Origin of the sequence: Pseudoxanthomonas sp. CCNWLY206-1, from assembly GCF_039710385.1 — a bacterium.
Lineage (GTDB): Bacteria > Pseudomonadota > Gammaproteobacteria > Xanthomonadales > Xanthomonadaceae > Pseudoxanthomonas_A.
In genome coordinates this window covers 85,432-110,850 of record NZ_JBDKXI010000005.1, presented here as the reverse complement: position 1 = coordinate 110,850, position 25,419 = coordinate 85,432, and the positions used below count along the sequence as shown (strand labels likewise).

Annotated in this window: 21 protein-coding genes; 11 read left to right on the top strand and 10 right to left on the bottom strand. The window is 62.9% G+C overall.

Annotation, left to right across the window (positions count from 1 at the left end):
• Window positions 1-61 precede the first annotated feature (61 nt).
• From recF to dnaA, 3 genes are all read right to left on the bottom strand, one after another.
• Complete coding sequence (gene recF, locus AADW18_RS12690; protein WP_337343764.1) at window positions 62-1,186, bottom strand: DNA replication/repair protein RecF; 1,125 nt, start codon at window positions 1,184-1,186, stop codon at window positions 62-64.
• Window positions 1,187-1,379: 193 nt separating this feature from the next.
• On the bottom strand, window positions 1,380-2,480 hold the full coding sequence (gene dnaN, locus AADW18_RS12685) for a DNA polymerase III subunit beta (protein ID WP_337343763.1): 1,101 nt from the start codon (window positions 2,478-2,480) through the stop codon (window positions 1,380-1,382).
• A gap of 291 nt (window positions 2,481-2,771) precedes the next feature.
• The gene (dnaA, locus tag AADW18_RS12680) at window positions 2,772-4,094 is read right to left on the bottom strand and encodes a chromosomal replication initiator protein DnaA (RefSeq protein WP_337343762.1); all 1,323 of its coding nucleotides are present in this window, start codon (window positions 4,092-4,094) and stop codon (window positions 2,772-2,774) included.
• Between the two features lie 271 nt (window positions 4,095-4,365).
• On the opposite strand from dnaA, the gene rpmH reads away from it, so the two are divergent.
• From rpmH to AADW18_RS12655, 5 genes are all read left to right on the top strand, one after another.
• Entirely contained in the window at window positions 4,366-4,506 is a 141-nt protein-coding gene (rpmH, locus tag AADW18_RS12675; protein WP_337343761.1) for a 50S ribosomal protein L34, read from the top strand.
• 85 nt (window positions 4,507-4,591) lie between these two features.
• Window positions 4,592-5,017, top strand: coding sequence for a ribonuclease P protein component (rnpA, locus tag AADW18_RS12670; RefSeq protein ID WP_337343760.1), 426 nt, complete (start codon window positions 4,592-4,594; stop codon window positions 5,015-5,017).
• Between the two features lie 13 nt (window positions 5,018-5,030).
• Window positions 5,031-6,740, top strand: a complete 1,710-nt coding sequence (gene yidC, locus AADW18_RS12665) for a membrane protein insertase YidC (RefSeq protein ID WP_337343759.1) — start codon at window positions 5,031-5,033, stop codon at window positions 6,738-6,740.
• A gap of 92 nt (window positions 6,741-6,832) precedes the next feature.
• Window positions 6,833-8,176 (top strand): tRNA uridine-5-carboxymethylaminomethyl(34) synthesis GTPase MnmE, encoded by a 1,344-nt coding sequence (gene mnmE / locus AADW18_RS12660; RefSeq protein WP_337343758.1) that lies wholly within the window; start codon window positions 6,833-6,835, stop codon window positions 8,174-8,176.
• A gap of 452 nt (window positions 8,177-8,628) precedes the next feature.
• Window positions 8,629-9,648, top strand: a complete 1,020-nt coding sequence (locus tag AADW18_RS12655) for an energy transducer TonB (protein ID WP_337343757.1) — start codon at window positions 8,629-8,631, stop codon at window positions 9,646-9,648.
• Window positions 9,649-9,842: 194 nt separating this feature from the next.
• On the opposite strand, the gene AADW18_RS12650 is transcribed toward AADW18_RS12655, so the two are convergent.
• The 4 genes from AADW18_RS12650 to AADW18_RS12635 all read right to left on the bottom strand — a co-directional run bounded on the left by AADW18_RS12650 (window position 9,843) and on the right by AADW18_RS12635 (window position 14,180).
• The gene (locus AADW18_RS12650; RefSeq protein WP_337343756.1) at window positions 9,843-11,024 is read right to left on the bottom strand and encodes an ABC transporter permease; all 1,182 of its coding nucleotides are present in this window, start codon (window positions 11,022-11,024) and stop codon (window positions 9,843-9,845) included.
• The gene (locus AADW18_RS12645; protein ID WP_337343755.1) at window positions 11,021-11,767 is read right to left on the bottom strand and encodes an ATP-binding cassette domain-containing protein; all 747 of its coding nucleotides are present in this window, start codon (window positions 11,765-11,767) and stop codon (window positions 11,021-11,023) included. The genes AADW18_RS12650 and AADW18_RS12645 overlap by 4 nt, the downstream gene beginning before the upstream one ends.
• Window positions 11,768-11,810: 43 nt before the next feature.
• Window positions 11,811-13,319 (bottom strand): alpha/beta fold hydrolase, encoded by a 1,509-nt coding sequence (locus AADW18_RS12640; RefSeq protein WP_337343754.1) that lies wholly within the window; start codon window positions 13,317-13,319, stop codon window positions 11,811-11,813.
• A 90-nt stretch (window positions 13,320-13,409) separates the two neighbouring features.
• The gene (locus AADW18_RS12635; RefSeq protein WP_337343988.1) at window positions 13,410-14,180 is read right to left on the bottom strand and encodes a ferredoxin--NADP reductase; all 771 of its coding nucleotides are present in this window, start codon (window positions 14,178-14,180) and stop codon (window positions 13,410-13,412) included.
• An 83-nt stretch (window positions 14,181-14,263) separates the two neighbouring features.
• Between AADW18_RS12635 and AADW18_RS12630 the strand changes: the two genes are divergently transcribed.
• Both AADW18_RS12630 and AADW18_RS12625 read left to right on the top strand, forming a co-directional pair.
• Window positions 14,264-15,235, top strand: coding sequence for an ABC transporter ATP-binding protein (locus tag AADW18_RS12630; RefSeq protein ID WP_337343753.1), 972 nt, complete (start codon window positions 14,264-14,266; stop codon window positions 15,233-15,235).
• Window positions 15,232-16,002 (top strand): ABC transporter permease, encoded by a 771-nt coding sequence (locus AADW18_RS12625; RefSeq protein WP_337343752.1) that lies wholly within the window; start codon window positions 15,232-15,234, stop codon window positions 16,000-16,002. Before AADW18_RS12630 ends, AADW18_RS12625 begins: the two co-directional genes overlap by 4 nt.
• 237 nt (window positions 16,003-16,239) lie before the next feature.
• On the opposite strand, the gene AADW18_RS12620 is transcribed toward AADW18_RS12625, so the two are convergent.
• Window positions 16,240-18,222: a winged helix-turn-helix domain-containing protein gene (locus tag AADW18_RS12620; RefSeq protein WP_337343751.1), complete on the bottom strand. Its 1,983-nt coding sequence runs from the start codon at window positions 18,220-18,222 to the stop codon at window positions 16,240-16,242.
• A 188-nt stretch (window positions 18,223-18,410) separates the two neighbouring features.
• On the opposite strand from AADW18_RS12620, the gene AADW18_RS12615 reads away from it, so the two are divergent.
• Both AADW18_RS12615 and AADW18_RS12610 read left to right on the top strand, forming a co-directional pair.
• Window positions 18,411-18,728: a hypothetical protein gene (locus AADW18_RS12615; protein WP_337343750.1), complete on the top strand. Its 318-nt coding sequence runs from the start codon at window positions 18,411-18,413 to the stop codon at window positions 18,726-18,728.
• Between the two features lie 45 nt (window positions 18,729-18,773).
• Window positions 18,774-19,238 (top strand): nuclear transport factor 2 family protein, encoded by a 465-nt coding sequence (locus tag AADW18_RS12610; RefSeq protein WP_337343749.1) that lies wholly within the window; start codon window positions 18,774-18,776, stop codon window positions 19,236-19,238.
• Window positions 19,239-19,274: 36 nt separating this feature from the next.
• On the opposite strand, the gene AADW18_RS12605 is transcribed toward AADW18_RS12610, so the two are convergent.
• The gene (locus tag AADW18_RS12605) at window positions 19,275-20,087 is read right to left on the bottom strand and encodes a TatD family hydrolase (protein WP_337343748.1); all 813 of its coding nucleotides are present in this window, start codon (window positions 20,085-20,087) and stop codon (window positions 19,275-19,277) included.
• Window positions 20,088-20,149: 62 nt separating this feature from the next.
• Complete coding sequence (locus AADW18_RS12600) at window positions 20,150-21,907, bottom strand: endonuclease (protein WP_337343747.1); 1,758 nt, start codon at window positions 21,905-21,907, stop codon at window positions 20,150-20,152.
• A 116-nt stretch (window positions 21,908-22,023) separates the two neighbouring features.
• Between AADW18_RS12600 and hrpB the strand changes: the two genes are divergently transcribed.
• Entirely contained in the window at window positions 22,024-24,504 is a 2,481-nt protein-coding gene (gene hrpB, locus AADW18_RS12595) for an ATP-dependent helicase HrpB (RefSeq protein ID WP_337343746.1), read from the top strand.
• 261 nt (window positions 24,505-24,765) lie between these two features.
• Window positions 24,766-25,140: a hypothetical protein gene (locus tag AADW18_RS12590; protein ID WP_337343745.1), complete on the top strand. Its 375-nt coding sequence runs from the start codon at window positions 24,766-24,768 to the stop codon at window positions 25,138-25,140.
• Window positions 25,141-25,419: the final 279 nt, after the last annotated feature.

Sequence of the window (25,419 nt, the reverse complement as noted above, 5' to 3'; positions counted from 1 at the left end):
GAGAGCCCTGCTGGCGATACATTAGCTATTGGGTTCGAAGCCGAAATTATAGCACTTACGCCTATTCGCCCGATTTGGCGGGCACCCGCGCGGTTACTGAGGGTTGTTGCTGGACTTGCCCGTGTTCCACGTGAAACCAAAGCGCGTCGAGAGTGAGGTCTTCGAACGCGGAAGGTATTTCGGTTCCAGTCACGAAAACTTGCGCCCCGCTGTCACGCAGTCGCCCGAGTACGCGTTGCTGGTGATTCCGATCCAATTCCGATGCCAGGTCGTCCAGCGCAATCACCGGCCACTCATTCCGTCGCGCCGCATAGTCTTCCGCCTGTGCCAGCAAGCAGGACAACGCGGTCAACTTCGCCTGGCCGCGCGAAAGGGCCTCGCGATGGGGATTGGCGGCGTACTCCACCCGCCAATCGGCGCGGTGGGGACCCACTGAGGTGTAGCCGGCCGACCGATCACGGTCACGGGCAAGCAGCAGGGCGTCAGCCAGCGGCAACTCGTGTCGGCGCCAACCCGGCTGGAAGTCCAGCGATGCAGTGCCCAGCGAAGGCACCAATTCGGTTGCGACCCGTTGCAGAGAGGGTTGCAGTTGTTCCAGGTATTGCAGTCGGCGTTGGGTCAACGGTTCGCCCGCCAGGGCTAGCTCATGGTCCCAAACGTCCAGCTGAGCGCCCCCTGCGCCGGTCTTCAGCAACGCGTTTCGTTGCTTCAGAGCCCGGGAGTACCGGCGCCAAAGCGAAAGAAAGTCTTGTTCCACGTGGAACAGACCCCAATCCAGATATCGCCGGCGGGGTTCGCCGCTTCCGGTGATCAAGGCGTGACTGCCCGGCTCGAAACTGACTACCGCCAAGGCAGCGCAGAGCTCTCCCAATTGGGCGACCGGTTCTCCATCCAGTTTTCCCTGCCAGCTTTGGCCGGTGTGACGCAAGCCAGCCTTGCGTGGGCGCGGAGAAGCTCGCTCATGCCACTCTACGAACACCTCCACCGCATCAGCGCCCGTTCGGACCAAACCATCGCGGACCCGACCACGGAAGCTGCGGCCATATGCCATCAGGTGCAGTGCCTCCAGGAGGCTGGTTTTCCCCGCGCCGTTGTCGCCGGTGATCAAGTTGATCCCAGGCCCAGGTGTCAGGGAGACTTCTTTAAATCTCCGTAGCCCACTGGCTATGAGCCGGGTTACTTGCATCGGGGGAGCGTCCGCGCGTGTCGAAGCCCAGTGCACAGATGTTTAAACGGTGAGGTTCGCTGGCGGGCCAAGGTCATGTTGGTGATTTTATCTTCTGTAGCTACAGCACTGGCGATTGCCCGCTCAAAACGACTTCGCCCGGCATAGCCGGGCGAAGTCATGGTTCCACGTGGAACAGCCCACGTCATAGTGTTTACAAGCGCAGCGGCATCACCACATGTCGAGACTTCTCACTACTGGCCTCGCGCACCAGCGCCGACGAGTTCGCGTCACGCAGTTGAATCACGATGTGCTCGTCCCGCAATGCCGACAAGGCATCCAGCAGGTAGTTCACGTTGAAACCAATCGCCAAGCCGTCCACCTTGGTGTCGGCTTCGATTTCTTCCTGCGCTTCTTCCTGTTCCGGGTTATGCGCGCTGATCTTCAGCTGTCCCGGGGAGACCTCGACGCGCACGCCGCGATATTTCTCATTGGACAAGATCGCGGCACGCTGCAACGCGGCACGCAGGACCTCGCGATCCAGCTTGACCTCGCGATCAGCGCCAATCGGGATCACCGCAGCGTAATCAGGGAAGCGACCGTCGATGAGCTTCGAGGTGAAGGTGACATCGTCACGTTTGACGCGGATGTGGCTACGGCCAACCTCCAATTCCACCACCCGTTCACCGCCTTCCAGTAGGCGCTGCAATTCGGTTACGCCTTTGCGCGGCACGATGATCTGGCGCTTGGACACCGACGCGCCGTCCAATTCCGCTTCGCACAAGGCCAACCGGTGGCCGTCGGTTGCCACGCAGCGCAACGTCCGGTCGCTGAGATCGAAAAGCAGACCATTGAGGTAGTAGCGAACGTCCTGTTGAGCCATGGCGAATGCCGTGCGCTCGATCAGTTCCTTCAACGTCGCTTCCGGCACATTGACTCGCTCGGTGGCCTCGACTTCGTCTACCGATGGGAAGTCGTTGGCAGGCAGCGTGGACAAGGTGAAACGGCTTCGACCGGCCTGCACGGTCACTTTGTCGCCAGACTGACTGACAGTGACCTTGCTGCCGTCGGGCAGTGCGCGAACTATCTCGAACAACTTGCGGGCAGGGATGGTCGTCTCGCCATCCTGGGCATCGTCGACCGCACTGCGCGCGATCATCTCGACTTCCAGATCGGTACCGGTCAAGGAAAGCTGCCCACCCTGGACCTGCACCAGGAAATTGGCCAATACCGGTAGCGTCTGTCGGCGTTCAACCACATTGACCACCTGGGCCAACGGCTTAAGAAATACTTCGCGCTGCAGACTGAAACGCATTGAGTGGTTGCCCCTTCTGCTTTTGATTTTGAAGACTAAAAGCTTAAAAGCTGGTGGTGATGGTAGGAGCCAAAACGCTTAGCAACTGATCTAACCAACTGAAAGCAAAGGTTTTTTATCTCACGAAACCCGGTGGACAGAGCGTTGTGGGTGGGTCTAACAACCTGTGGATAAAAAAAGCGATGATTTTCCCGCACATCTTATCCACAGCCCGGCCTAGTGTTGCCCACAAAACTGTCCTTTTACGCCCGCTGTCGAACTCTTTATGCTGCCGGCAGACGCGAAAGGACTTCACTCGCTGAGCTTGCGGATCAGCTTGTCCCAATCCTCTCGCAGCTTGCCATCCGCTTCCATCAGATGGCGGATCTGGCGGCAGGCGTGCAGCACGGTCGTATGGTCGCGACCAGCGAACGCGTCGCCGATTTCCGGCAGGCTGTGTTCGGTCAATTCCTTGGCCAGGGCCATCGCTACCTGCCGCGGCCGCGCCAGTGAGCGCGTGCGTCGCTTGGACAGCAAGTCCTTGACTTGTAGACCGTAGTAGTCTGCCACGGTCTTTTGAATATTGGGGATGCTGATGGCCTGCTGCTGCGCCCGCAGCAGATCGCGCAGCGTTTCCTGCGCGAATTCGGATGTGATGGCGCGGCCGGTGAAGTTCGCACGCGCGGCTAGCGTGTTGAGCGCGCCCTCCAGGTCTCGCACGTTCGAACGCATTTTCTTGGCCAGCAGAAAAGCCACTTCGTCCGGTATGACGGTGCCACGTTCCTGCGCTTTGGCCAGCACGATGGCGGCCCGCGTTTCAAAGTCCGGCGGATCGATCGCCACCGACAGGCCCCAAGCCAGACGCGATTTCAGGCGTGGCTCCAAGCCTTCCACTTCGCGAGGATAGCGGTCGCAGGTCAGGATGATCTGCTGGCGGCTGTCGAACAGCGCATTGAACGTGTGGAAGAACTCTTCTTGCGTGCGGTCCTTGCCAGCGAAGAACTGGATATCGTCGATCAGCAGCGCATCCACTTGCTGGAAGCGGCGCTTGAATTGATCCATCGATTTCTCGATCAGCGCCTTGGTCATGGCGCTGAAAAACTGCTCCGACCGCAGATACAGCACGCGCGCGCTTGGATTCTGCCGGCGCAGTTCGTTGCCAGCGGCGAACATCAGATGCGTCTTGCCCAGTCCCGTGCTGCCATACAACAACAGCGGGTTGTGAGCGCGGTCGCCGGGCTTCTGCGCCGCCTGCCAAGCGGCGGCACGACCCAACTGGTTGCTGCGGCCTTCGACGAAGTTATCGAAAGTGTAGTGACTGTCCAGATTGCCGGCGAAAGGCTCCGCGGGTGACGCCGGGATGACTGCGGCGCTGGCGAGTGCGGCGGTGTCGTGCGCGCGGCTGCGGGAGCCGATCTCCAGTGAAACGTCGTTATGCCCGGCGAAATAATCCAACAGCTCGCGGATCCGCGACAGATAACGCTCGCGCACCTGTTCCACGATAAACGCATTGGGTGCATACAGGACCATCGCATTGCTGCGTTGTTCGGCCTGTAAAGGTTTCAACCAGGTGTGCACATCCTCGGCCGGAAGTTCGGCTTCCAGGCGTTCGAGACAACGGGGCCAAGCGTCCATCGCGTGAAGCAACTGAGATCTCGTCGTGAAGGACCGCGTGCTGCCGAAAGGCACCACGGGTCGACCAGAAAATGGGGTCGGCCAGACTACCATCCGCAACCGACGCAGGGAATGATGTTGTGCATAAGATGTGGATGAATGGGCGAACGGCTGTACTGGCGGGGCCTGGGCGTTGGCCGCGCATGTGCAAAAGCAGCAGGTAGTTGACCGTAAGCTCCCGGTACCTATAGAATTTCCGGTTCTTCCTTCACAACACACGCCCGAGGGCCCCATGGCCACCAAGCGCACATATCAACCCAGCAACCTCAAGCGCAAGCGCGACCATGGCTTCCGTGCCCGTATGAAGACCGCCGACGGTCGCAAGATCCTGTCGCGCCGCCGCGCCAAGGGCCGCAAGCGCCTCTGCGCCTGATGACTTTGCCGCGTTCCGCGGCGGAGGCATCAATGCGACCCCAGTGCCGGGAGCCCGCACTTTCCGGTGCGGACTCTTCCCAGCTATGAAACTCTCTTTCCCGCGCCAGGCGCGGGTGCGCGCGCGCGCCGATTACGCGCGCGTCTTCGACCAAGCACGTCGCACTTCCGATCCCCTGTTCAGCCTGCACTGGCTGCCTGGCGAAGCACCGGCTCGCCTGGGCTTGGCGGTGTCTCGCAAAGTGAGCACGCGCGCCGTGGTGCGCAACCGCATCAAGCGCAATCTGCGCGAACAATTCCGGATGCTGCGATCGCAGCTTGCTCCCGGTGACTACGTGGTTATGGCGCGCGCCGCCGCGGTGCAAGCGGCGCCTACGCAGTTGCGAACCACCTTCGTACGCGTCCTGACCCGCGCTGGCGCATTGCCCGCGCCGGCTGCGGGCGGCACAATGCCGCCGGCCACGCATTCCCCTTCTTCCTCCACCCCCACGTCGGCTGCCGAAGCCGGTTGAGATTGCCTGCCTGATGAACCAGACCCGTGTATTCCTGATCTTCGCCTGGCTGATGGTGGCGACCTTGTTGTGGATGGAGTGGGGTAAGCGCAACGCGACTCCAGCATCGCCAACCCCATCGCCCGCGACCACGTCTGCTCCCCGCGCGACGGGCAGCAGCACCGTTCCGAGCGCCGCCGCATTGTTGCCTCCGGCTCCGCCCACCGAGGTCGAGACATCGGCCAGCACTGCCACGCCAGGGGCTGCCAAGCCCGTGACGGTGACGACCGATGTACTTCGAATGACGCTGGACGGCGGACGAGTGCTGTCGGCGGAACTGCTGAAGTATCCGCAGAGCAAATCGGAAGGCAGCGCGCCGGTCAAACTCTTCAGCGAAGACCCGGCTAACTATTTTGTCGCCGAGAGCGGATGGGTCAGCGCGGGGGTTGCACCTACACACGAGTACGGCTTCGTACCCGCGGAAGGTGCCGCGAATCTCACCCTGGCACCCGGTACTGCGGAGGTCTCGGTGCCGTTCGTTTGGCAGGGTCCCAACGGCATCACGATCCGCCGCACATTTACGCTCAAGCGCGGCGAATACACACTGACTGTGCGCGACGACGTCATCAACACGGGCAGCGCGCCGTGGCAGGGCTCGGTATATCGCCAGCTGTTGCGCAATCCGCCCCCGGTCAAAAGCGGCATGACCAACCCGGAATCCTTCAGCTTCAGCGGCGCCACGTGGTACAGCGCGGACGGCGGCTATCAACGCCGTAAGTTCGATGAGGATTATCTGGAAGACGGCAAGGTCGAAAAGCGGACCGCCAGCGGCTGGATCGCCATCCTGCAGCACCACTTCTTCTCCGCATGGATTCCGCAGTCCACGGATACCACGGTGATATCGCTGGACGAGCAATCGCTGCCCGGTGGCAAACGCGCGTTGATCCGCGAGATCGGTCCCGGCGTCGCCGTTGCGCCTGGCCAGCAGGCGACCACATCGGCGCGTCTCTATGTCGGGCCGAAACTGATCGAACAAATGAAGGCGCAGGGCGTGGCGGGTCTCGACCGCGCCGTGGACTACAGCCAGTTCATGATCTTCGCGGTGATCGGCGAAGGCTTGTTCTGGGTGCTGAACTTCCTGCACGGCTTCATCGGCAACTGGGGTTGGTCGATCATCGGCCTGGTGATCCTGGTCAAGCTGGCGCTGTATCCGCTGTCTGCGGCGCAGTACAAGAGCATGGCCAAGATGCGCAAGTTCCAGCCGCGCATCGCGCAACTGAAGGAACGCTATGGCGACGACCGCCAGAAGTTCCAGCAAGCGATGATGGAGCTGTACAAGAAAGAGAAGATCAATCCGATGGGCGGCTGCCTGCCCATCCTGGTGCAGATGCCGATCTTCCTCGCCTTGTACTGGGTATTGGTGGAATCGGTGGAACTGCGCCAGGCGCCATGGTTCGCCTGGATCCAGGACCTGACCGCCCGTGATCCATATTTCATCCTGCCAGCGCTCAACATGCTGGTGATGTGGCTGACGCAGAAAATGACGCCGGCACCGGGCATGGACCCGATGCAACAGAAGATGATGCAGTTCATGCCGCTGGTATTCGGTGTGATGATGGCGTTCTTCCCGGCCGGTCTGGTGTTGTACTGGGTCACCAACGGTGCCTTGGGCCTGCTGCAGCAGTGGTGGATGACCAAGCGCCATGGCGAACCAGCGGCAGCCAAAGCCACCCCCGCCAAATAGCATTCGGGCTTTTACCTGATTGAAGGAAAACCCGCCGAACGGCGGGTTTTCTGTTTCCGTTACCCTATTCTCCCGTCCTCTTTCCAATCACCATGTCCGACGTTGCCGCCGACACCATCGCCGCCATCGCCACTGCCTCCGGGGCGGGTGGTGTGGGCATCGTGAGATTGTCAGGTCCGAAAGCACGTCCTATCGGCGAACGCATCTGCGGCCGCGCGCTGAAGCCGCGCTATGCGCATCACGTGCGCTTCGTTGATGACCGTGGGGAAACCATCGACGACGGAATCGCGTTGTTTTTTCCAGGCCCGAATAGCTTCACTGGCGAAGATGTCGTCGAGCTGCAAGCGCACGGCAGTCCAGTGGTGCTGCAGCAACTGGTTGCGGGCGCATGCGCGCTGGGCGCACGTCATGCGCGGCCAGGAGAATTCTCGGAGCGCGCCTTTCTCAATGATCGGCTGGACCTGGCGCAGGCCGAGGCAATCGCTGACCTGATCGCCGCTGCCGACTCGCGTGCTGCGCGTGCCGCGCGCCGCGCACTCGAGGGTGTGTTCTCGCAACGCGTCAACGCATTGTCCGAACGCTTGCTTGCCTTGCGTGTGCATGTGGAAGCGGCGATCGATTTCGCCGACGAATCGCTGGACACGTTGGGTGGCCGCGAAGTCCGTACAAAGCTTGCACTGGCACAAACGCAGCTTGCGCAATTGCTTGCCGAGGCCGAACGCGGACGGAAGTTGCGCGATGGCCTGCACACTGTGATCGTCGGCCCACCCAATGCTGGCAAGAGTTCATTGTTGAACGTGTTGGCCGGCAGCGACCGCGCGATCGTGACCGACGTCGCCGGAACCACCCGCGACACGCTGCATGAAACGATTCGGTTGGATGGTTTGGAACTGCATCTAGTCGACACCGCCGGGTTGCGCGAAGGCGGCGATGCCATAGAACGTGAGGGCATGCGCCGCGCCAGGCTGGAACTGGAGCGTGCGGATCTCGCACTGGCAGTGCTGGATGCCAGCGACATCGAAACCGGCCGCCGGGCGATAGCCGAGGTGATCGCCTTGGTGCCGCGTGTGATGTGGATACACAACAAGGCCGATCTGTTGACCAACCCGCCACCCGACACAGACACGGTCGTGCATGTCTCAGCGGTTACCGGCGACGGCATAGCAACACTGCATCAGCGCCTGCGTGCTCTGGCCACAGGCGATGCCGGCGAATCCAGCGAGGGTGAATTCTCCGCGCGCGCTCGCCATGTCGAAGCGCTGCAACGTGCGAGTGCCTATGCAGGCGCGGCGGCGGATGAACTCGAGCATGAGCGTCTTGAGCTCGCCGCCGAGGAACTACGCATGGCCCACGATGCATTGGGCGAGATTACCGGCCGTATTAGCGCGGACGATATGCTGGGCCACATTTTTTCGACCTTCTGCATCGGCAAATAGCGTAGGGTCGCGTCGGCGTTCGTTGCCCCTCATGTAGGAGCGCCGTCCCCGGCGCGAGCTGTTCGCCGTTATCGCGATCTGGCGGAAAGAGCTCGCGCCGGGGACGGCGCTCCTACATGGGCTCCCATCAGTGAAAACGGCCCGGCGGCGAGCTCTTCCCTTGGCGACCCGGTTATCCTCCACAGAAAAGCTTGCCACCCAAGCAAAAGTGTGACGGCCGTCAATCGGCGCTATCGAACGCCCGAGGTACCCTGCGAACCGGGTAGGGGTACCCAGCCGGTGCGCACGACGGATAAAGCGGGCCATCCAGGGAAGTGGAACTCAGGTCAGGAAGGGTTGTGTCCGGGGCCGGGAAAAAGACGTGGAGCATGGCTCTGGTTGACAAAACTACCGGGATCACGCGTCCTACGCACTGGGGATGTAGAAAATTTATGCTTTGGGGAGTTGAACCGATGTCTTTAGCCCGTATTTACCGGCCGTCTCGCCGCGTTCTGCCGTTGCTGCTGATCCTGGCGGTAGCCGCTTGCTCCAAGGATGAACCGGCGGCGCCGTCCGCAACACCTGCGCAACCGGCGGCTAACGCCCCGGCGGCCGCTCCACCAGCAGCCGCGGTATCCGCGGAAGTGCAGGCCATGAACGTGGACCAGCTGCGCGAATCGGCCACCAATGCATTGCGTGAAAACCGCATCTACGCGCCGGGCGGCAATAACGCCATGGAGTACTACCTGGCATTGCGCGACAAGCTGCCGAATGATGCCGGCGTCACCAGCGCGCTCACCGATCTGATGCCGTACACGCTGATAGCCGCGGAGCAGAGCATCGCTCGCGAAGAATTCGCGGAAGCCCAGCGCCTGTCGACGCTGATCGAAAAAGCCGACCCCAATGCACCGGCTCTTCCGCGACTGAAGCAAAGCATCGCCACATCTCAGCAAGCCGTTGCCCAACGCGCGGTCACGGACGAGGCCAAGACCCTGGCCGAACAGGAAGCGCGCACGAAGGAGCAACAGCGGTTGGCCCAGCAAGCCGAGCAGCAGAAGGCCGCCGAAGCCGTCGCCGCTCAGCAGTTGGCGCAACAGGAGACCGCGCGCGCGGAAGCCGAACGCCAAGCCGCCGCCCAGCGTGAAGCGGCTGCCCAGCGTGAAGCGGCCAACCGCCCCGCTGCTCCCGCTGCCAACAACACGGCATCCGCACCTGCCGCGGCGCGTCCGACAACGGCGGCGCAACCGTTGCGCGCCGTCAGCACGCCCGCGCCGCGCTATCCGCCGGACGCGCTGCGATCGGGTACCAGTGGTGAAGTGTTGGTTGAAATCACTGTCGGCACTGACGGCTCGGTTACCGCCGCTCGTGTGGTCCGTGCTACGCCGGCCCGCGTGTTCGATCGTGAAGCCTTGAACGCGGTGCGACGCTGGAAATTCGAACCCGTCGATGCGCCCATCACTACGCGGCGTACGATCGGCTTCAATCCGGGCTGAGTCTGGCGTCCGTTGTAGAGACGCATAGGAGAAAAGGCGAGCCGGAAGGCTCGCCTTTTTTGTTGGATCGCCGTCCGGTGTTGCAGGGATGATCTTTGCCGTAGGAGCGCCGTCTCGGCGCCAGCTCTTTCGGTCAGATCACGATAGAAGCGAAGAGCTCGCGCCGAGACGGCGCTCCTACATGGCTCCCGGCTCTAACCAGAGATTGCCAGCTTCTCGTGGTGATAACGCCGCACCGCTGCGAACCACAGCAGCGCCGCCAAGCCGAAACCCGCCGCCAGATAGATCGCCCATGTCTGCGGACCGATGTATTCATGGCGGATCACTTTCAGCAGCAGCTGGTTCTGCGCCAGGAATGGCACCGCGTACTGCCAGGGCTGGCTCTTCAGCGGATTAACCAGCAGCGCGAAGGTGGGGATCATCGGCAGCAGAATCAGCCAGGTCATGTGGCTCTGCGCTTCCTTCATGCTCTTGGCCGACGCCGCCAGATACGTCAGCAGCGACGTACCGATGAAGAGCATCGGCAACAGGATCAACAGCATTTGCGCCATCGCGGCGAACGACACGTTGAGTTGGCGGCCGATGCTGGTGGACAACTGCGCGCTGAACTTGAACGCCAACAGCGTCAGCAACAAGGTGCACATGCCGATGACGCAGGCCGCGGCGATCTTGCCGCTGACCACCGCGCCGCGTGCTGCCGGTGTTGCCAGTAGCGGCTCCAACGATTGGCGCTCGCGTTCGCCGGCGGTGGCATCGAGAATCAGATACGCGCCGCCGATGAATGACGTCAGGATCAGCAAGTAAGGCAGCAGTGCGGACAGCAACACGCCGCGTTTGGCTTCCGGTGTCGCGAGGTCCTGTGTACCCACGTTGATCGGCTTGGCGACCGACGCGTCGACACCCCGCGCCAGCAGACGCAGTGCACCGACTTGCTGGCTATAACCTTCCAAAGCCGATTGCAGGCGTCTGCCGGGAATATCAGCGTCTCGACGAGTACTGTCCTTGACGATCTCCACCAGTGCCGGATGCCCTTCGCGCCAGTCCTGCGCGTAGCGCTCATGGATACGCAACGCCACATCGACCGATTGGTCGCGAACGGCCGCATCAAGGTCCTTCGGCGGCGCCACGGCCACGATGCCTTGGGTTGCCAGAAAGGCCACCAGGTTGGGCGCGTGCTCGCGGCCCACGGTAGGCACTTCCAAGGTTTTGTCGATCTGCGTCTTGATCCGGTTCTCGGTCAGGTAGCCCATGCCCAGCATCAGTGCCGGATACAGCAGCGGCCCCAGGAACAACGCGAGCGCCAAAGTGCGGCGGTCGCGCGACAGGTCACGCAACTCCTTGCGCATGACGGTCAGTACGGTGGCGAAGATGCTCATGCCTGCAGTCCCTCTTCGGAGCCGATGACCTTGACGAATGCTTCTTCCAGATTTTCTTCGCCGGTCTGCTGCCGCAGTTCGTCGGCCGTGCCGGAAGCGACCACCCGGCCTTTAGCGATCACCACGATGCGATCGCACAAGGCGGCGACCTCTTGCATGATGTGGCTGGAGAAGATTACACAACGGCCTTCGTCGCGAAGTTGGCGCAGGAAACCGCGCATCGCGCGCGTGGTCATCACGTCCAGGCCATTGGTGGGTTCGTCCAGGATCACGTTCTTCGGGTCGTGCACCAACGCGCGCGCGATCGCTGTCTTGGTGCGCTGTCCTTGCGAAAATCCTTCGGTCTGGCGGTCCAATATGTCCTCCATATCCAGCGCCGCCGAAAGCGCGCGCGTGCGCTCTTCTATCTGCGCGCGCGACAGTCCGTGCAATTCGCCGAAGTAGGCGATGTTCTCGCGCGCGGTCAGCCGTTTGTAGACACCGCGTGCATCCGGCAGCACGCCAAGTGCGCGGCGTACCGCGATAGGGTCCTTCGCCGCATCGATGCCATCCACGCGCACTTGCCCGCTATCCGGCGACATCAGCGTGTACAGCATGCGCATGGTGGTGGTCTTGCCGGCGCCATTGGGTCCCAGCAGGCCGGTGATCTGGCCGTCGTGAGCTTCGAAGCTGACGGCATCCACCGCGGTGACTTTTCCGGTCTTGGTCTTGAATGCCTTGTGCAGATCATCGGCGACGATCATGGGTTTGTATCCTCACGTCGCGTGATTGGGAGCGCATTGTTCATCAGGGTTCCCATCCATTGAAGCTGGTGAAGGGCGGCACATAGTCCAGCGATTCCAGGCAACCGGCATCCACGGTCTTCACGTCCGCGCTTTCGATGAAACGGCCCAGCAATTTGGGTACGCAGCCAGTGCCGAAACTGCCATGGCCCTGACCTTTCAGCACCAAATGAAGGCCGTTGCGCAGATGCCGCTCCACTTGGGCGCCATACCGCGGCGGCGTGACCGGGTCGAACTCGCCGGACATCAGCAGGGTGGGCACATCGGATTTCAACGGCGCATGGAAGTCGGCCGGGCGCGAACCGGTGGGCCATACAGCGCATTGCGCTTTCAGATAAGCGTTCATCGTGTCGCCTAGCACGGTGTCGCGATCGGCTGCATTGTCCTTCAACAGATCGACGTCCTCGGTACAGATGACCGACAACTGCATGCCATGCATGAACTGCTCACCCAGCTGGTTTTCCAGTAGCTTCGACAACGACATCAATGGCCCATAGCGGCCTTGCTCGGCTTCGCTGAGTACCAGCGGCAACAATGCGGCGGCTTGCGGCGCATAAGAGAACATGCGGGTCAGGCTGGCGACGGTGCCGGCGTCGACCTGCCCGCTACCGGTCTGGTTTGTGGAAGGGTCGCGGTATTCCACTTGCACGGGCTGAGCAGACAAGCGAGTCATCAAAGCGCGCAGCTGCTCGCGTTGATCCTTGCCGAACTTGTCCGCGCAGGCCGGTGCTTGCTGACAGCGCTTGAACTGCAGGGCCAGCGCCTCGTCCAGATTGCGCGCATGTTCGCTGCCCAGCACCAACTCGTTGGGAACCACGCCGTCGAGCACCAGTGACCGGGTGTGCTGCGGGTGGCGCATGGCGTACTGCTGCGCCACCCGCGTGCCGTAGGAACCACCAACCAGGTTGATCTTGTCGGCGCCCAGCGCCGCGCGTACCGCATCCAGATCGCGCACTGCATCGGTCGTTGTGTAGAACCGCGGATCGGCTTGCAACTGTTCGGCGCAACGGCGCGCGAACGCGACGGCGGCATCGGCGCTGGTGTCCTGTGTTTCGCCGTAAGCATTTTTACCGTGCTCGTCGCGGCAGGCCAACGGATTGGATTTGCCGGTACCGCGTTGGTCCACCAGCACCACGTGGCGCAGTTTGCGCACATCGCGGAACGCGCCATCGATGGCCGGCCATACTTCCACAGCGGATTGTCCGGGGCCGCCGGCCAGGAAGAACACCGGATCCGCGGTTTCCGCGCCTTCGTTGGTCGCCGGAAGCCAGGCAATGTTCAAGGCGACCTTGCGGCCTTGCGGCAGTTGCGGATTTTCCGGCACTTCGAAACGCGCGCACTGTGCTTCGACATTGATCGTCGAATACGGCGCCGCCAGCGTGCAGGGTTGGAATGCTATCCGGCCGTACTGGCGTCCAACGGGACCGTGCTCCTCGGAAGGCGCCGAACCGCCGCATGCGCTGAGCGCCAGCAGGCTCAGGCCGGCGGCCAGCAGAGATCGTGAGTTACGCATAGGGGCTTGTTGTCCTTGGCAGTGCTTGCACAGCATGCCATGACGGCCGCACGCGCCGGATGTGACCAAAGTACATGCCCAGGCTTGGGCCTACTTGCTGCTGACGTATTTCTCGCGACGGATCTGCGGCACCGGCAGTCCGTATTCTTTCAGCGTCTCGAAGCAGGCATCCACCATGTTGGGATTGCCGCAGAGATAGGCGATGTCGGTTCCCGGGTCGGGTGCGAATTCCGCCAGGTGCTGCTGCACGTAGCCGTGGCGGACGTCCGGATGCGGATTCTCCGGCATTTCGCGCGAGAAGCAGGGTACGAAGCGGAACTGCGGATGCTTGGTGGCAAAGGCATAAAAGTCTTCGCCGTACAGCAGTTCCTCCGGCGTGCGTGCGCCGAACAGCAGCACCACTTCGATGCCGCGCTCGCCAATCAGTCTTTCGAGCTCCGGCAGCATGGCCCGGTACGGCGTCACGCCGGTACCGGTGCCGATCAGCAGGTAGCGGCGATTCTGGTCGGCAGGCATCAGGCAGAAACGGCCGTAGGGGCCGCTGGCGTCGACCTGGCCGCCTTCGGGCAGGCCTTCGAACAATGCGGTTGCCGCGCCACCTGGCACGTAACTGACCGCAATCTCCACCGCCTCACCCGGCCCCAGCGTGTGGTCGTGGATGGTCGCCAGCGAATAGCTGCGTTTGGTGGCGCCGCCATCGGCGTACTGGAAATGCACCTGGATGAATTGGCCGGGGATGAAATCCAGCGGCTGCCCGTCGTCACGGACGAAGACGTAATGGCCGACGCTGGGCGCCAACATGCGGCGCGTGACGAGCTTCAATGGAAAGTGGACGATGGCCAATGCGGTCGGATGGAACAGACTGGTGCCGGGTCCAGCCCGGCGGGACGCCTATAATAAGCGCTTGCACTCTTCCGGGCGCCGACCGGCGCCGCAAAGGCACTATGGCTCCGCAAAATTCGGCCCCCGGCCACGTTCCGGCTCTTTCCATCACGGGTCTGCGCAAGATCTACGACAACGGCGTGGAAGCGCTGAAAGGCGTATCGCTGCAGGTGAATCCCGGTGATTTCTTCGCGCTGCTGGGTCCCAACGGCGCCGGTAAATCCACCTTGATCGGTGTCGTCAGCTCGTTGGTGAACAAGAGCGCCGGCGAGGTCAGCGTGTTCGGCGTGGATCTGGACCGCGACCGTGACGGCGCCATGCGGTTGCTCGGGCTGGTACCGCAGGAAATCAACTTCAACATGTTCGAGAAGCCGCTGGATATCTGCGTGAACTACGGCGGCTTCTATGGCATTCCACGGGCGGAAGCGCTGGTGCGTGCGGAGGAAGAACTCAAGCGCGCGCAGCTGTGGGAAAAAGCCCAGATGATGAGCCGCACACTGTCCGGCGGAATGAAGCGCCGATTGATGATCGCCCGCGCCATGATGACCCGGCCGCGCCTGTTGATCCTCGACGAGCCCACTGCCGGCGTCGACATCGAGATCCGCCGCGGCATGTGGAAAACGCTGAAGGAAATCAACGCGGCCGGTACCACCATCATCCTGACCACGCACTACCTGGAAGAAGCCGAAAGCCTCTGCCGCAATCTGGCCATCATCGACCACGGCAAGATCGTCGAGCAGGGGCCGATGCGCACGCTGCTGGCCAAGCTGGACGTCGAGGGTTTCCTTTTCGACATCGACGGCGAATTGCCGCAGCAGCTGCCCGCCATCGAAGGCACCACGCTGATCGCCACCGACAACCACACGCTGGACCTGGATATGCCGCGCGCCATGGATCTGAATCGGGTCTTCGCCGCATTGAACGATGCGGGCATCCGCGTGCGTTCGATGCGTACCAAGAGCAACCGGTTGGAGGAACTGTTCGTACGGCTCACCGGCGACGAAGCCGCCGCGCGCCGGGAGCAGGCCGCATGAGCAATCCCAACCTGGTTGCTTTGGGCACGATCGTTCGCCGCGAAGTGATGCGCATCCTGCGCATCTGGGGCCAGACGCTGGTGCCGCCGGCGATCACCATGACGCTGTACTTCCTGATCTTCGGCGGCCTGATCGGGTCGCGCATCGGCGACATGGGCGGCTACAGCTACATGGAATTCATCGTGCCCGGGCTGGTCATGATGAGCATCATCCAGAACAGCTACGGCAATATCTCCTCCAGTTTCTTCGGTGCCAAGTTCGGGCGCCATGTGGAAGAACTGCTGGTCAGCCCGATGCCGAATTGGGTGATCCTGCTGGGCTACGTTGCCGGTGCGGTGCTGCGCGGTTTGATGGTCGGCTCCATCGTGCTGGTGATCGCGATGTTCTTCACCAAGGTGCGCATCCCACATCCGCTGGTCACCCTCAGCACCGTGCTGCTGGGCGCTACGATCTTTTCGCTGGCGGGCTTCGTCAACGCGGCTTATGCCAAGAAGTTCGACGACATCGCCATCGTGCCTACCTTCATCCTGACTCCGCTGACCTACCTGGGCGGCGTGTTCTATTCGGTCAAGCTGCTGCCGCCCTGGGCCGAAGCAATGACCCACGCCAACCCGATCTTCTACATGGTCAATGCGTTCCGTTATGGCCTGCTGGGCACCAGCGACGTGCCGCTGTGGATTGCCTATGCCTTGATGTTCGGGTTCGTGTTAGGGCTAGGCGCATTGGGTTTGTGGTTGTTGAAGCGCGGCGTGGGATTGCGTAGTTAACCGGCATACCTGCTTCACGTAGAGCCGAGCGGCGTCCCGCAATAGCAACGAGTCAGTAGTAATAAGACCGTCGCAACGGCAAGTAATAGCGAATAGTTGCTAAGAGCGCTTCTCGTAGAGCCGAGCTTGCTCGGCTGTTCTTCGCTATGAACGAAGAAACCTTGGACGTCTTCAAAGAGCAGCGGAGCAAGCTCCGCTCCACGAGAGCGTTATCACCTCACGGTTGGCAGGCGGCGGCTAGTCGCAAGCGACGTCCTCGCCCTGCGGGCGGCATTGCGGCGGGAAGCCATGCTTCTTCCAATAGGCCAGGATGCCGTTGTCCCGCAGGTATTTCTGGAAGGCCGGATCGCGCCGCAGATAGGCCAAGTCCTTGGTCCACAGCAACAGGTCCCAGCTCGAGTACGAGCGTTCGCGTAGCACGTCGAGTTTGCCGATAAGTTCGGGCGCATGGGCGCTGGCGTCGGGCATCAGCACACGGTTGAAGTTCAGCAAGCCGGTCTCCGCTTCGAACTTCCGCATCTCGGCTTCGGCCTGCGGCCAATAAGCCGGGTCTACCAACGCGCGCGAACTGGCGACGTACGAGGCCTTGAGCCGTCTCGCTTCGGTATCGTGCAGCGCTGGGTCGTCGAAGTCCCGCTCGGCGATGCGCGTGGCGGCGGCGTAGTCGTTGCGCCAGACCGCATTGAACCACCGCCCGTAGGTGGCGAAGACATCGCTGCGCTCGAACTGTGCGTGCGCGTCCTCGTGTGCTCCCGCGGTGTCGAGGATACGGCCCAGGGTGAAGCGTTTGCCGGGATTGATGGGATCGCGCGCCACATCCTCCCGCACGATCGCCTCGGCTTGCTTCAGATAGCCGAGCTGCGCTTTGGTCATGGCCTGTTGATAGCGGGCCGGATAGAAGTTCGGCGCCAGCGCGGTGGTTTTTTCCAGCAAAGTCAGACAGGGTTCCCAGCGATTGGCGCGGCATGCTTCGGTGGCTTGCAGGAAATAAGGTTCGGGCAGGGCAGGATCCAATCGCTGAGTGATGGCTGCTTCCTGCATGGCCTCGGCTCGCAGCGCGGCGGCCAGATGCGGGCGCCGGTAGGCGCGCGTGCCCAGTGCGGAGGCGAGTCCCGCATGGGCTCGCGCATCGTCAGGACGCTCGCGAATAAGTGCGCGGAATTCGGCTTCTGCCGGCTCGACCGTTCTGTCGATGGCGTCCCCGCGGTTGCGCAGCAGCGCTTGCGCGGCCAGATAGCGACGCAGGAACTCCGCATCGCCGCTCTTCGCTACGGGTCCGGCGGCCAGGCCCATCTTCAAGGTCAGCGAGGTCGCCACGGCTTGAGCGATCTCGCGCTGCAGGGCCAACACCTCGGTGGCGTCGCGATCGAAATCCCTGGCCCATAGCGCGCGGCCACTACCGGCTTCGATCAAGCGCAGGCGGACGCGCAGATGTTGTCCGCCCCGCTGCAGGCTGCCTTCCAGGGCGTGGGTGATGCCCAGGCGCTGCGTAAGTTGGGTCGGATCGGTGGATTCGGCCGCGGCAATCGCCGTCGACTCGCGTGCGATCACACGCAAGCCATCGATCCGCGCCAGCGTGCCGATCAATTCTTCGCCCAGACCCTCGGCGAGTTCGCGCCCGACCGCATCGTTGCCGATGGCCTTGAGCGGCATCACCACCAGGGTCGGGTCGCTGATCGGCGCAGCTTTTGTGGCGGACGCCACCACGGGCGGGGGAGGAGTGTTACGCCACCAAACCAGCGCCGCCACCACCAACAATGCCAACACAAACAGGGGAATCAGCCAGGGGCGGTGCTTACGGTCCTGAGCGGGTATCGCGCTGGCGCCGTCGATGTCTGGGTCGCGGTAATCGGAGGGTGCACGCCGTTCTGGCGGCGGCGCGGAAGTCGCAATCGCCTCCTGCGCGGGCAGATCGAAGCGATAACCGGTGCCATGCAGGGTATGCAGCAGGCGCGGATGTTGTGCGTCTTCACCCAGCGCATGCCGCAACAAGGTCACCACCCGGTTCAACACGCCCGGAGTGACATGGCGATGGCCCCAGACCGCATCCAGGATGTCGTCGCGGGCGAAAACCTGTCCGGGCGCGCTCGCTAGCAAGGACAGCACGGCGAAAGCTTTGGGTTCCAATGGCTGTTCGGCGCCGCCCCGCAACAGGCGACGGCCGGCGAAATCGATCACCACATCGTCGAAGACTAGATTGGCCGGTTGGGGCGAGGTCATGGCGGGCGATGTCGAAAACCCTGTGCTTTCAGCATACGCGTAAAGCCCATGGGTCCGGCCTAAGCATTCCCTAAGCTTTTCCGACAAAGCATCTGCGCAGCCCGCGGAGTTCCTAAAGACCGGCCGGCACCGGTGGCGGGAAGCTGGCGACGCCGGGAACGACCCGGTTCACCGTCAAGGAAATCGCCATGAACACCCGCATCTTCCTCGTTCTTCTGTCGCTGTTCGCCTCGTTCGGCGTGGCTCCCGTCCACGCAACGGAAGCGCCCGTTGGCGCACCCGCCATCGTGGTCGATTGCGCCAAACCGGCCCTGCCCAGCCAGCGTGAAGTCGGCGAGATGACCGGCCAGCACAACTTCAGCCAGGTCTATGCCACGCGTGCCCGCCTAATGGCCGAAGCCCGCCGCGCCTGCCAGCGCGAGGGCATAACACGGGTTCGGCTGGTGATAGCACCGCCCGCGCGCGAACCCGCCCGCAGGGTCGCGCAAACGAATGCCCCGCGGTGACCGCGGAGCTTGCCGGCACGGGTCCATGCAATCAGGGTGAATCCCATGATCAAGCTCGCTTACTTTGTGAAATTGGCAGCGGTTACTACGTCGTTGTGCCTGGTGTTGATTGCGCCAGGCTGGGCCCAGTCCCTCGGTGAGACCGAGAAAGAGCTGCTCAGGATCCAGGACGAATGGGCGGCGGCGCGAGTCAATTGGGATGTTCCGTATCTGGAACGTCTGTACGCAAGGGAATTCCGCGTGCACGCTATGAACGGCTCGGTCGTGAGCAGGCAGGCCGACATCGCCGCCTTCGCCTCGGGAGACCTGAAGCCCGATCTGGTCCAGGACCAGGACATGGAAGTATCCGTCTACGGCGATACGGCTCTGGTGACCGGTATCGAGAACTTGGCGGGCACGTACAAGGGAAACTACGGCGAGATGGCGCTTCGTTTCCTCAATGTCTTCGTGCGCCGCGAAGGGCGCTGGCAATTGGTAGTTCACCAGTCGACCCCGGCGCCGAAGAAATGACGCCAGTGCAAATCGCGAATGTCAACGCAGCCCGACCTACGAGATTGCGGGCAGGCGGAAGAACTCGCGTGCCGTCGCCGTCGTTATTGCTGCCGTGGTCGCCACATCCTCGCCGCGGTCGCGCGCCAACTCTTCGACGATATGCGCCAGGTACATCGGCTCGTTGCGGCGGTGCGAAGGTTGCGGTTTGACCGTGCGCGGCAGCAGGTAGGGCGCATCGGTTTCGATCATCAGGCGGTTCGCGGGGATGTTCTTCACCAGTTCGCGCAGGTGCAGGCCGCGGCGTTCGTCGCAGAGCCAGCCGGTGATACCGACGTGCCAATCCTGATCCAGATAATCGAACAACTCCTCGCGGGTGCCGGTGAAGCAATGCACCACGGCGGGCCCCAGCTTGCCGGCGAAGTTCTTCATCACCGCCATGAAATCCGCGTGGGCATCGCGCTGGTGCAGGAACAGAGGTTTGCCGACGCCTCCCACCGACAGGTCCACCGCGATCTGCAGCTGCCGTTCGAAGGCCCTGCGCTGCGCCGGGCGCGGTGAAAAATCGCGGAAGTAATCCAGCCCGCATTCGCCCACCGCGACCACTTCGGGGTGCGCGTGCAATGCGCGCATCTCGGCGTCGCATTCGTCGGTGTATTCGGTCGCGTGATGCGGGTGCACGCCGGCCGTGGCGAACAACTGACCTGGATGCGCCTTGGCCAGGGCAAGCGCCTGCGGTGAATGTTCGCGGCTGGCACCGGTGATGACCATCTGCACCACGCCGGCATCGCGCGCGCGTTGCAGCACCGCGTCGCGGTCGTGATCGAAACTGTCGTGGGTGAGATTGGCGCCGATATCGATAAGCTGCATGGCGCAAGTTTAGCAACGTGCGCAGCACTGGCGATCTACTCGCCAGTGCTGCGCGCGCGTGGTCAGTTCAACTGGCAGCTTGCGGGCTTGCTCGAAGTGAACAGTGCCGAGGTCGCCCATTCCGGACGGTCGATGAAGGGATTGCGATTGCCCTGGAAGCTGTAGATCACCTCATTGCGTTCGCGTTCGGCCGTGTCGGGCGGATCGGCCTGGTGCCAGGCCACCAGGGTGGAGAGCAAGCCCATGTATGCGGGCGAGGACGAGGTAATGACGATCTGGCTGCGGTTGTCGGTGAGTTCCAGGTCCGGTTCGGACTGGCCGTTGCCCGGATGGGTGCCGCCTTCGTAGCGGATCGCCATGTACATCACCGCGCGGGCGATATCGCCGCGGCGGTGGCCCCAGACTTCGAACGAACCGCTGTTGCCGTCCGGGCCCTTGAACCAGTTGCCGTTGCCGGGATAGGTTCCGCTGCCGCCACCAAAGCCGTTGTTCGCTTCGGTGGCGCGTTCGCCGCAGCCGGAAGACTGCGTGCAGGCCGCGTATGGCTTGTTGCCGCGGTCCGCGTTGTAGCCGGTGTCGCTCAGGTACAGCATGTGGGTGTCGGTGTAGGGCGCATACGGCAAGCCCAGGTCGCCGGTGGCGCTGCCGAAGCCGAGCGAATTGGGCCAGGTGTGCTCGCGGTTGTAGGTGATGCCGGTGCCGGTGCCCGCACGTTCGCTGCCTTTGAGGTAGCTGCGATTGCGGTAGACATCGAGAATGCGGCCGCCGTTGTTGGGATCCTCGTCGGCGATTTCGAGAATGGTCCAGGTGTTGGTGGTACCGCCGCTATACGGATACGCGGTGTGGCCCTTGATGGTGGCATGCAGCGAGCAACGCAACTGCGATGCGCTGCTGGTGTTGACGCGCGAGTAGTAGTCGCCGCTGCCGCCGCCATTGGCGATGCTGAAATCGATGGCCGTGTCCTGCGTGGGATGCGCGCCGCCCGCGTCGGAGACCTTGCTGGCCACCACACGGAACGTGCAGCTTTCACCTGCGTGCAACGCGCTGTTGGTGGAAACGATAAAGCCGCTGCCCGAACTGGCATGTGTCAACGGCACATTGCCCGACGTGGCGCACGTCAGGGTCAGGGCGCCGCTGGCCAGGCTCACCGTCTCGCTGAAGCCGACCGAAAGATCGCCTGCGGCGGGAAAATCGGTCGCGCCCTGGATTGGCGTCGTGGCGGTCACCGTGGGAGGTGGATTGGGAGCGGAGAAGCTCTGGCTGTTGTTGCAGCTACCGAAGGTCTGGGTAGCCGAGCTGCGCCAGGTAAAGTTAGCCGGGCCCCCGCTGCCGCCCAACTGAAGCGAAGTGCCAGCGGCGGTGCTGCCGGTTTCCGACACCGGCAGATTACTGCTGGTGCGGCCCGCAGCCGGACCGTTGCTGGCGGTGATGGCGCCTTCATAACTCAGGAACTGCACCACGTTGCCGCTGCCGTCGACCAGCGCCATGCCGTCGTTGGCACCGTTCTGGATGCCGTTGCTGGGATAGCTGAGCATGGCGATGCGCACGCTGCCGCCACAACTCACCAGGTTGCCGGCGGGCACCAGGTCGTTGTCATAGGTGGTCGCCGCACCGGGCGAAGAACCGTTGTACAGATAGATGCGGTAGCTGCCGAGGCTTTCGCCGGCAGTCGCGACCACCTCGATGCGCTCACCCACGTCGCCGCTGGAGGTGGCGTCGTCGTAATGCAATTCGTTGATGAAGACTTCGGCATGGGCATAGCCGCATAGCGGCAACAGGGCCAGGCCAAGCAGGCGGGAAAACGCATGTGCTGACGACATCGGCGAATCCTTTCCGGAAGGGTCCGGCCGAATCTAGCCCATGCAGATGACAGCCGCATCGCAGGCCGTCGCACTTCAGGCCTGCAATGCGGGCGGGTTACCGTTAGCCTTTGCGGATGATTGCATCGTCTTTTCCCATCCAGGCCCTGTTGCCGCAGGTCCGCTCCTCGCTCGCGGCGCACCCGCGCCTGGTACTGGAAGCGCCACCGGGCGCCGGCAAGACCACCCAGGTGCCGCTGGCGTTGCTGGATGAGGACTGGTTGGACGGGCGCAAGATCATCATGCTGGAACCGCGCCGGGTGGCCGCGCGGGCGGCGGCGGGCTTCATGGCCCAGCAGTTGGGCGAAGCCGCCGGTGACACGGTCGGCTACCGCATCCGTTTCGAAAACAAGATCTCCGCACGCACCCGCGTCGAGGTGGTGACCGAAGGCATCCTGACCCGGATGATCCAGGACGACCCCATGCTGGAAGGCATTGGCGCGATCCTCTTCGATGAATTCCACGAACGGCATCTTTCTGCGGACCTGGGTCTGGCATTCGCGCTGGATGTGCAGGCGCAGCTGCGGGAAGACCTGCGCATCGTGGTGATGTCCGCGACGCTGGATGGCGAAAAACTCGCGCGGTTTCTGGATGCGCCGCGGCTCAGCAGTGAGGGCCGCAGCTATCCGGTGGAGATCGCTCATTTCCCGGCGCGCCGCGATGAATCATTGGAACTGCAAACGCGCCGCGCCATCGAGGACGCATTGCAAACACATCCCGGCGACGTCCTGGTGTTCCTGCCGGGACAGCGGGAGATTTCGAAAGTGGAGACGGCCTTGAGTTCTTCTCTCGGGGCGATCGTCCTTCCGCTCCATGGCGAACTACCCGTGGAAAAACAATCCGAAGCCTTGCAGCCAGACCCGCAGGGTCGCCGCCGTGTGGTGTTGGCGACGAATGTCGCGGAGTCTTCGGTCACGCTGCCCGGCGTGCGCGTGGTGATCGACGCCGGGCTGGCGCGTGAACCACGTTATGACCCGAACAGCGGCTTCGCCCGGCTGGAGATCGTCAACATCTCGCGTGCGTCCGCCGACCAGCGCGCTGGCCGCGCTGGTCGCGTGGCGGACGGCTGGGCTTATCGGCTGTGGCCGCAATCGCAGCGTCTGGAACCGCAACGCCGGCCGGAAATCGCGCAGGTAGAACTGGCGTCGCTGGCATTGGAACTCGCCGCCTGGGGTAGCGATGCATTGCGTTTCGTCGACCCTCCGCCGCCCGGTGCATTGGCTGCCGCGCGCGATCTGTTGCAGCGCCTGGGCGGCCTGAGCGCATCCAATGCGATCACCCCATTGGGTAAACGCATGCTGGCGCTGGGCACGCATCCGCGGCTGGCGGCAATGCTGCTGTCCGCGCGCAGCGTTGACGATCGCGCGTTGGCCTGCGATCTGGCCGCCTTGGTCGAGGCGCGTGATCCACTGCGTAGCGGCGGCGATGCACTGGCCGCGCGTTGGCGTGCCTTGGCCGCATTTCGCAGCGGCCGCGCGCCGGCGGACGCCAACCGTTCCGGTCTGGCCGTCATCGATGCCGCCGCCAAACAATGGCGGCGGCGAATCCGCGTGGACGCCGCGCCGCCCATCACCATCGAGGCGCACCGATTGGGCGACTTGCTGTTGCACGCGTTCCCGGACCGCATCGCGCGGCAACACAGCAACGATCCACGCCGCTATCAGTTGGCGAACGGACGCATGGCGAAGTTGTTCGACGACAGCGCATTGTTCGGCGAGCCATGGCTGGTCGCTAACGAGCTGCGCTACGAAGCCAAGGATGCACTGATACAACGTGGCGCGCCGCTGGATGAGCACGCCTTGCGCAACGAATTTCCAGAGCGCTTCGTCAGCGAAGATGCCGTGCGCTGGGATGCGTCGCGCCGAGCACTCATCGCCCAGCGCGAATCGCGGTTCGATCAGATCGTGCTGGAATCCAAGCCGGCCGGCCGAGTGAATCCGGAACGCGCGGCGGCGGCATTGACCGAGGCGGTGCGCGAGTTGGGTTTGTCTGCACTTTCGTGGAGCGAATCCCTGCAGCAATGGCGCGAGCGCGTGCGTTGTCTGCGTGAATGGATGCCGGACCTGGAGCTGCCCGATCTTTCCGACGAAGCCTTGCTGGCAAACCTGGACGAATGGCTGCTGCCGGCGTTCTCAGGCAAGACGCGTCTGGATGCGCTCGATGAAGAAGCATTGGCCGGCGCATTGAAGTCCTCGCTGGACTGGTCGCTGCGCCAACGGATCGATCAACTAACTCCCACCCGCATCACGGTGCCTTCAGGCATGGAGCGGCGCATCGAATACACGTACGGGCAGTCGCCGGTCCTGGCGGTAAAGCTGCAGGAATTGTTCGGCCTGGCGGATACCCCGCGGATCGCCGACGGACGTGTTCCGCTCACCTTGCACCTGTTGTCGCCCGGCGGCCGGCCCCTGCAAGTGACGCAGGATCTACGCGGCTTCTGGGAACGCACCTATCCGGAAGTGAAGAAGGAAATGAAGGGGCGATATCCGCGCCACCCGTGGCCGGATGATCCCTGGTCCGCCACGGCGACTCATCGCGCCAAGCCGCGCGGGACATAAGCGTCCGGCTTTTGCCTTTTTTTCAAAGGGCTTACGGGGGGTTGCTTCTGCTTTTAGAAGAGCAAAAGCAAATCCCCCTCAGTCCCCCTTTTAAAAAGGGGGAGGCAAAGCAAAGCTCTTACGATTCCCGATTCCCGATTCCCGATTCCCGATTCCCGATTCCCCATTCAGTGCCCGGTTGGTCTTGGTCCTTGCCGCTAACATGTTGTAAACACGGCTCAGTGGACACTGGCGCCGTCACCCACCCGACAGGGGAATGCCATGAGCAGACTGACGATCATTACCGATCGCGCGATGGAACTGGCCAGCCAAGCCAGCGATAGCTTCAAACAGATGGTGCCCAGCGGCGACAAACTGTTGCAGACGGGTGCGGCCTTGGGCGCGGTCAAGACCGGCGCCAAAGTGGCGAGCGGATTCGTCCGCCGCAATCCGGTCATCGCCATTGCGGCGGCGGCTGGCGTGGGGCTGTTGGCCTATGCGGCCTACCGCAAGCGCAAGAACGATGAAGCGCATGCGCCGATCGAGGGAAAATCCAGGCGGGTTGAAGCACGGCGTGTCAACGGCGCCACCGCCAGCAAGCGTACCGCCGCCCGCAAATCGCGCGCGCACTCGTCTTCGGTCTCGACCGAGCAGTAGCGTCAAGACCGACGCTGGCGTAGGAGCGCCGTCCCGCGCCTCGGCGGATCGTCGGTGCGCGCGACCATGAGCGCGCCGCAGCGCGTCCAGATGGCGAACGCACGGGCTTCGATTGCTTTGGCTTTATCGTGTCTGACAGAAAGAGCTCGCGGCGGGACGCCGCTCCGCGCCTCGATAGCCGCTCGGTCAACACGATCAAGAACGCGCCGCAGCGCGTCCAGATGGCGAACGCACGGGCTTCGATTGCTTTGGCTTTATCGTGTCTGACAGAAAGAGCTC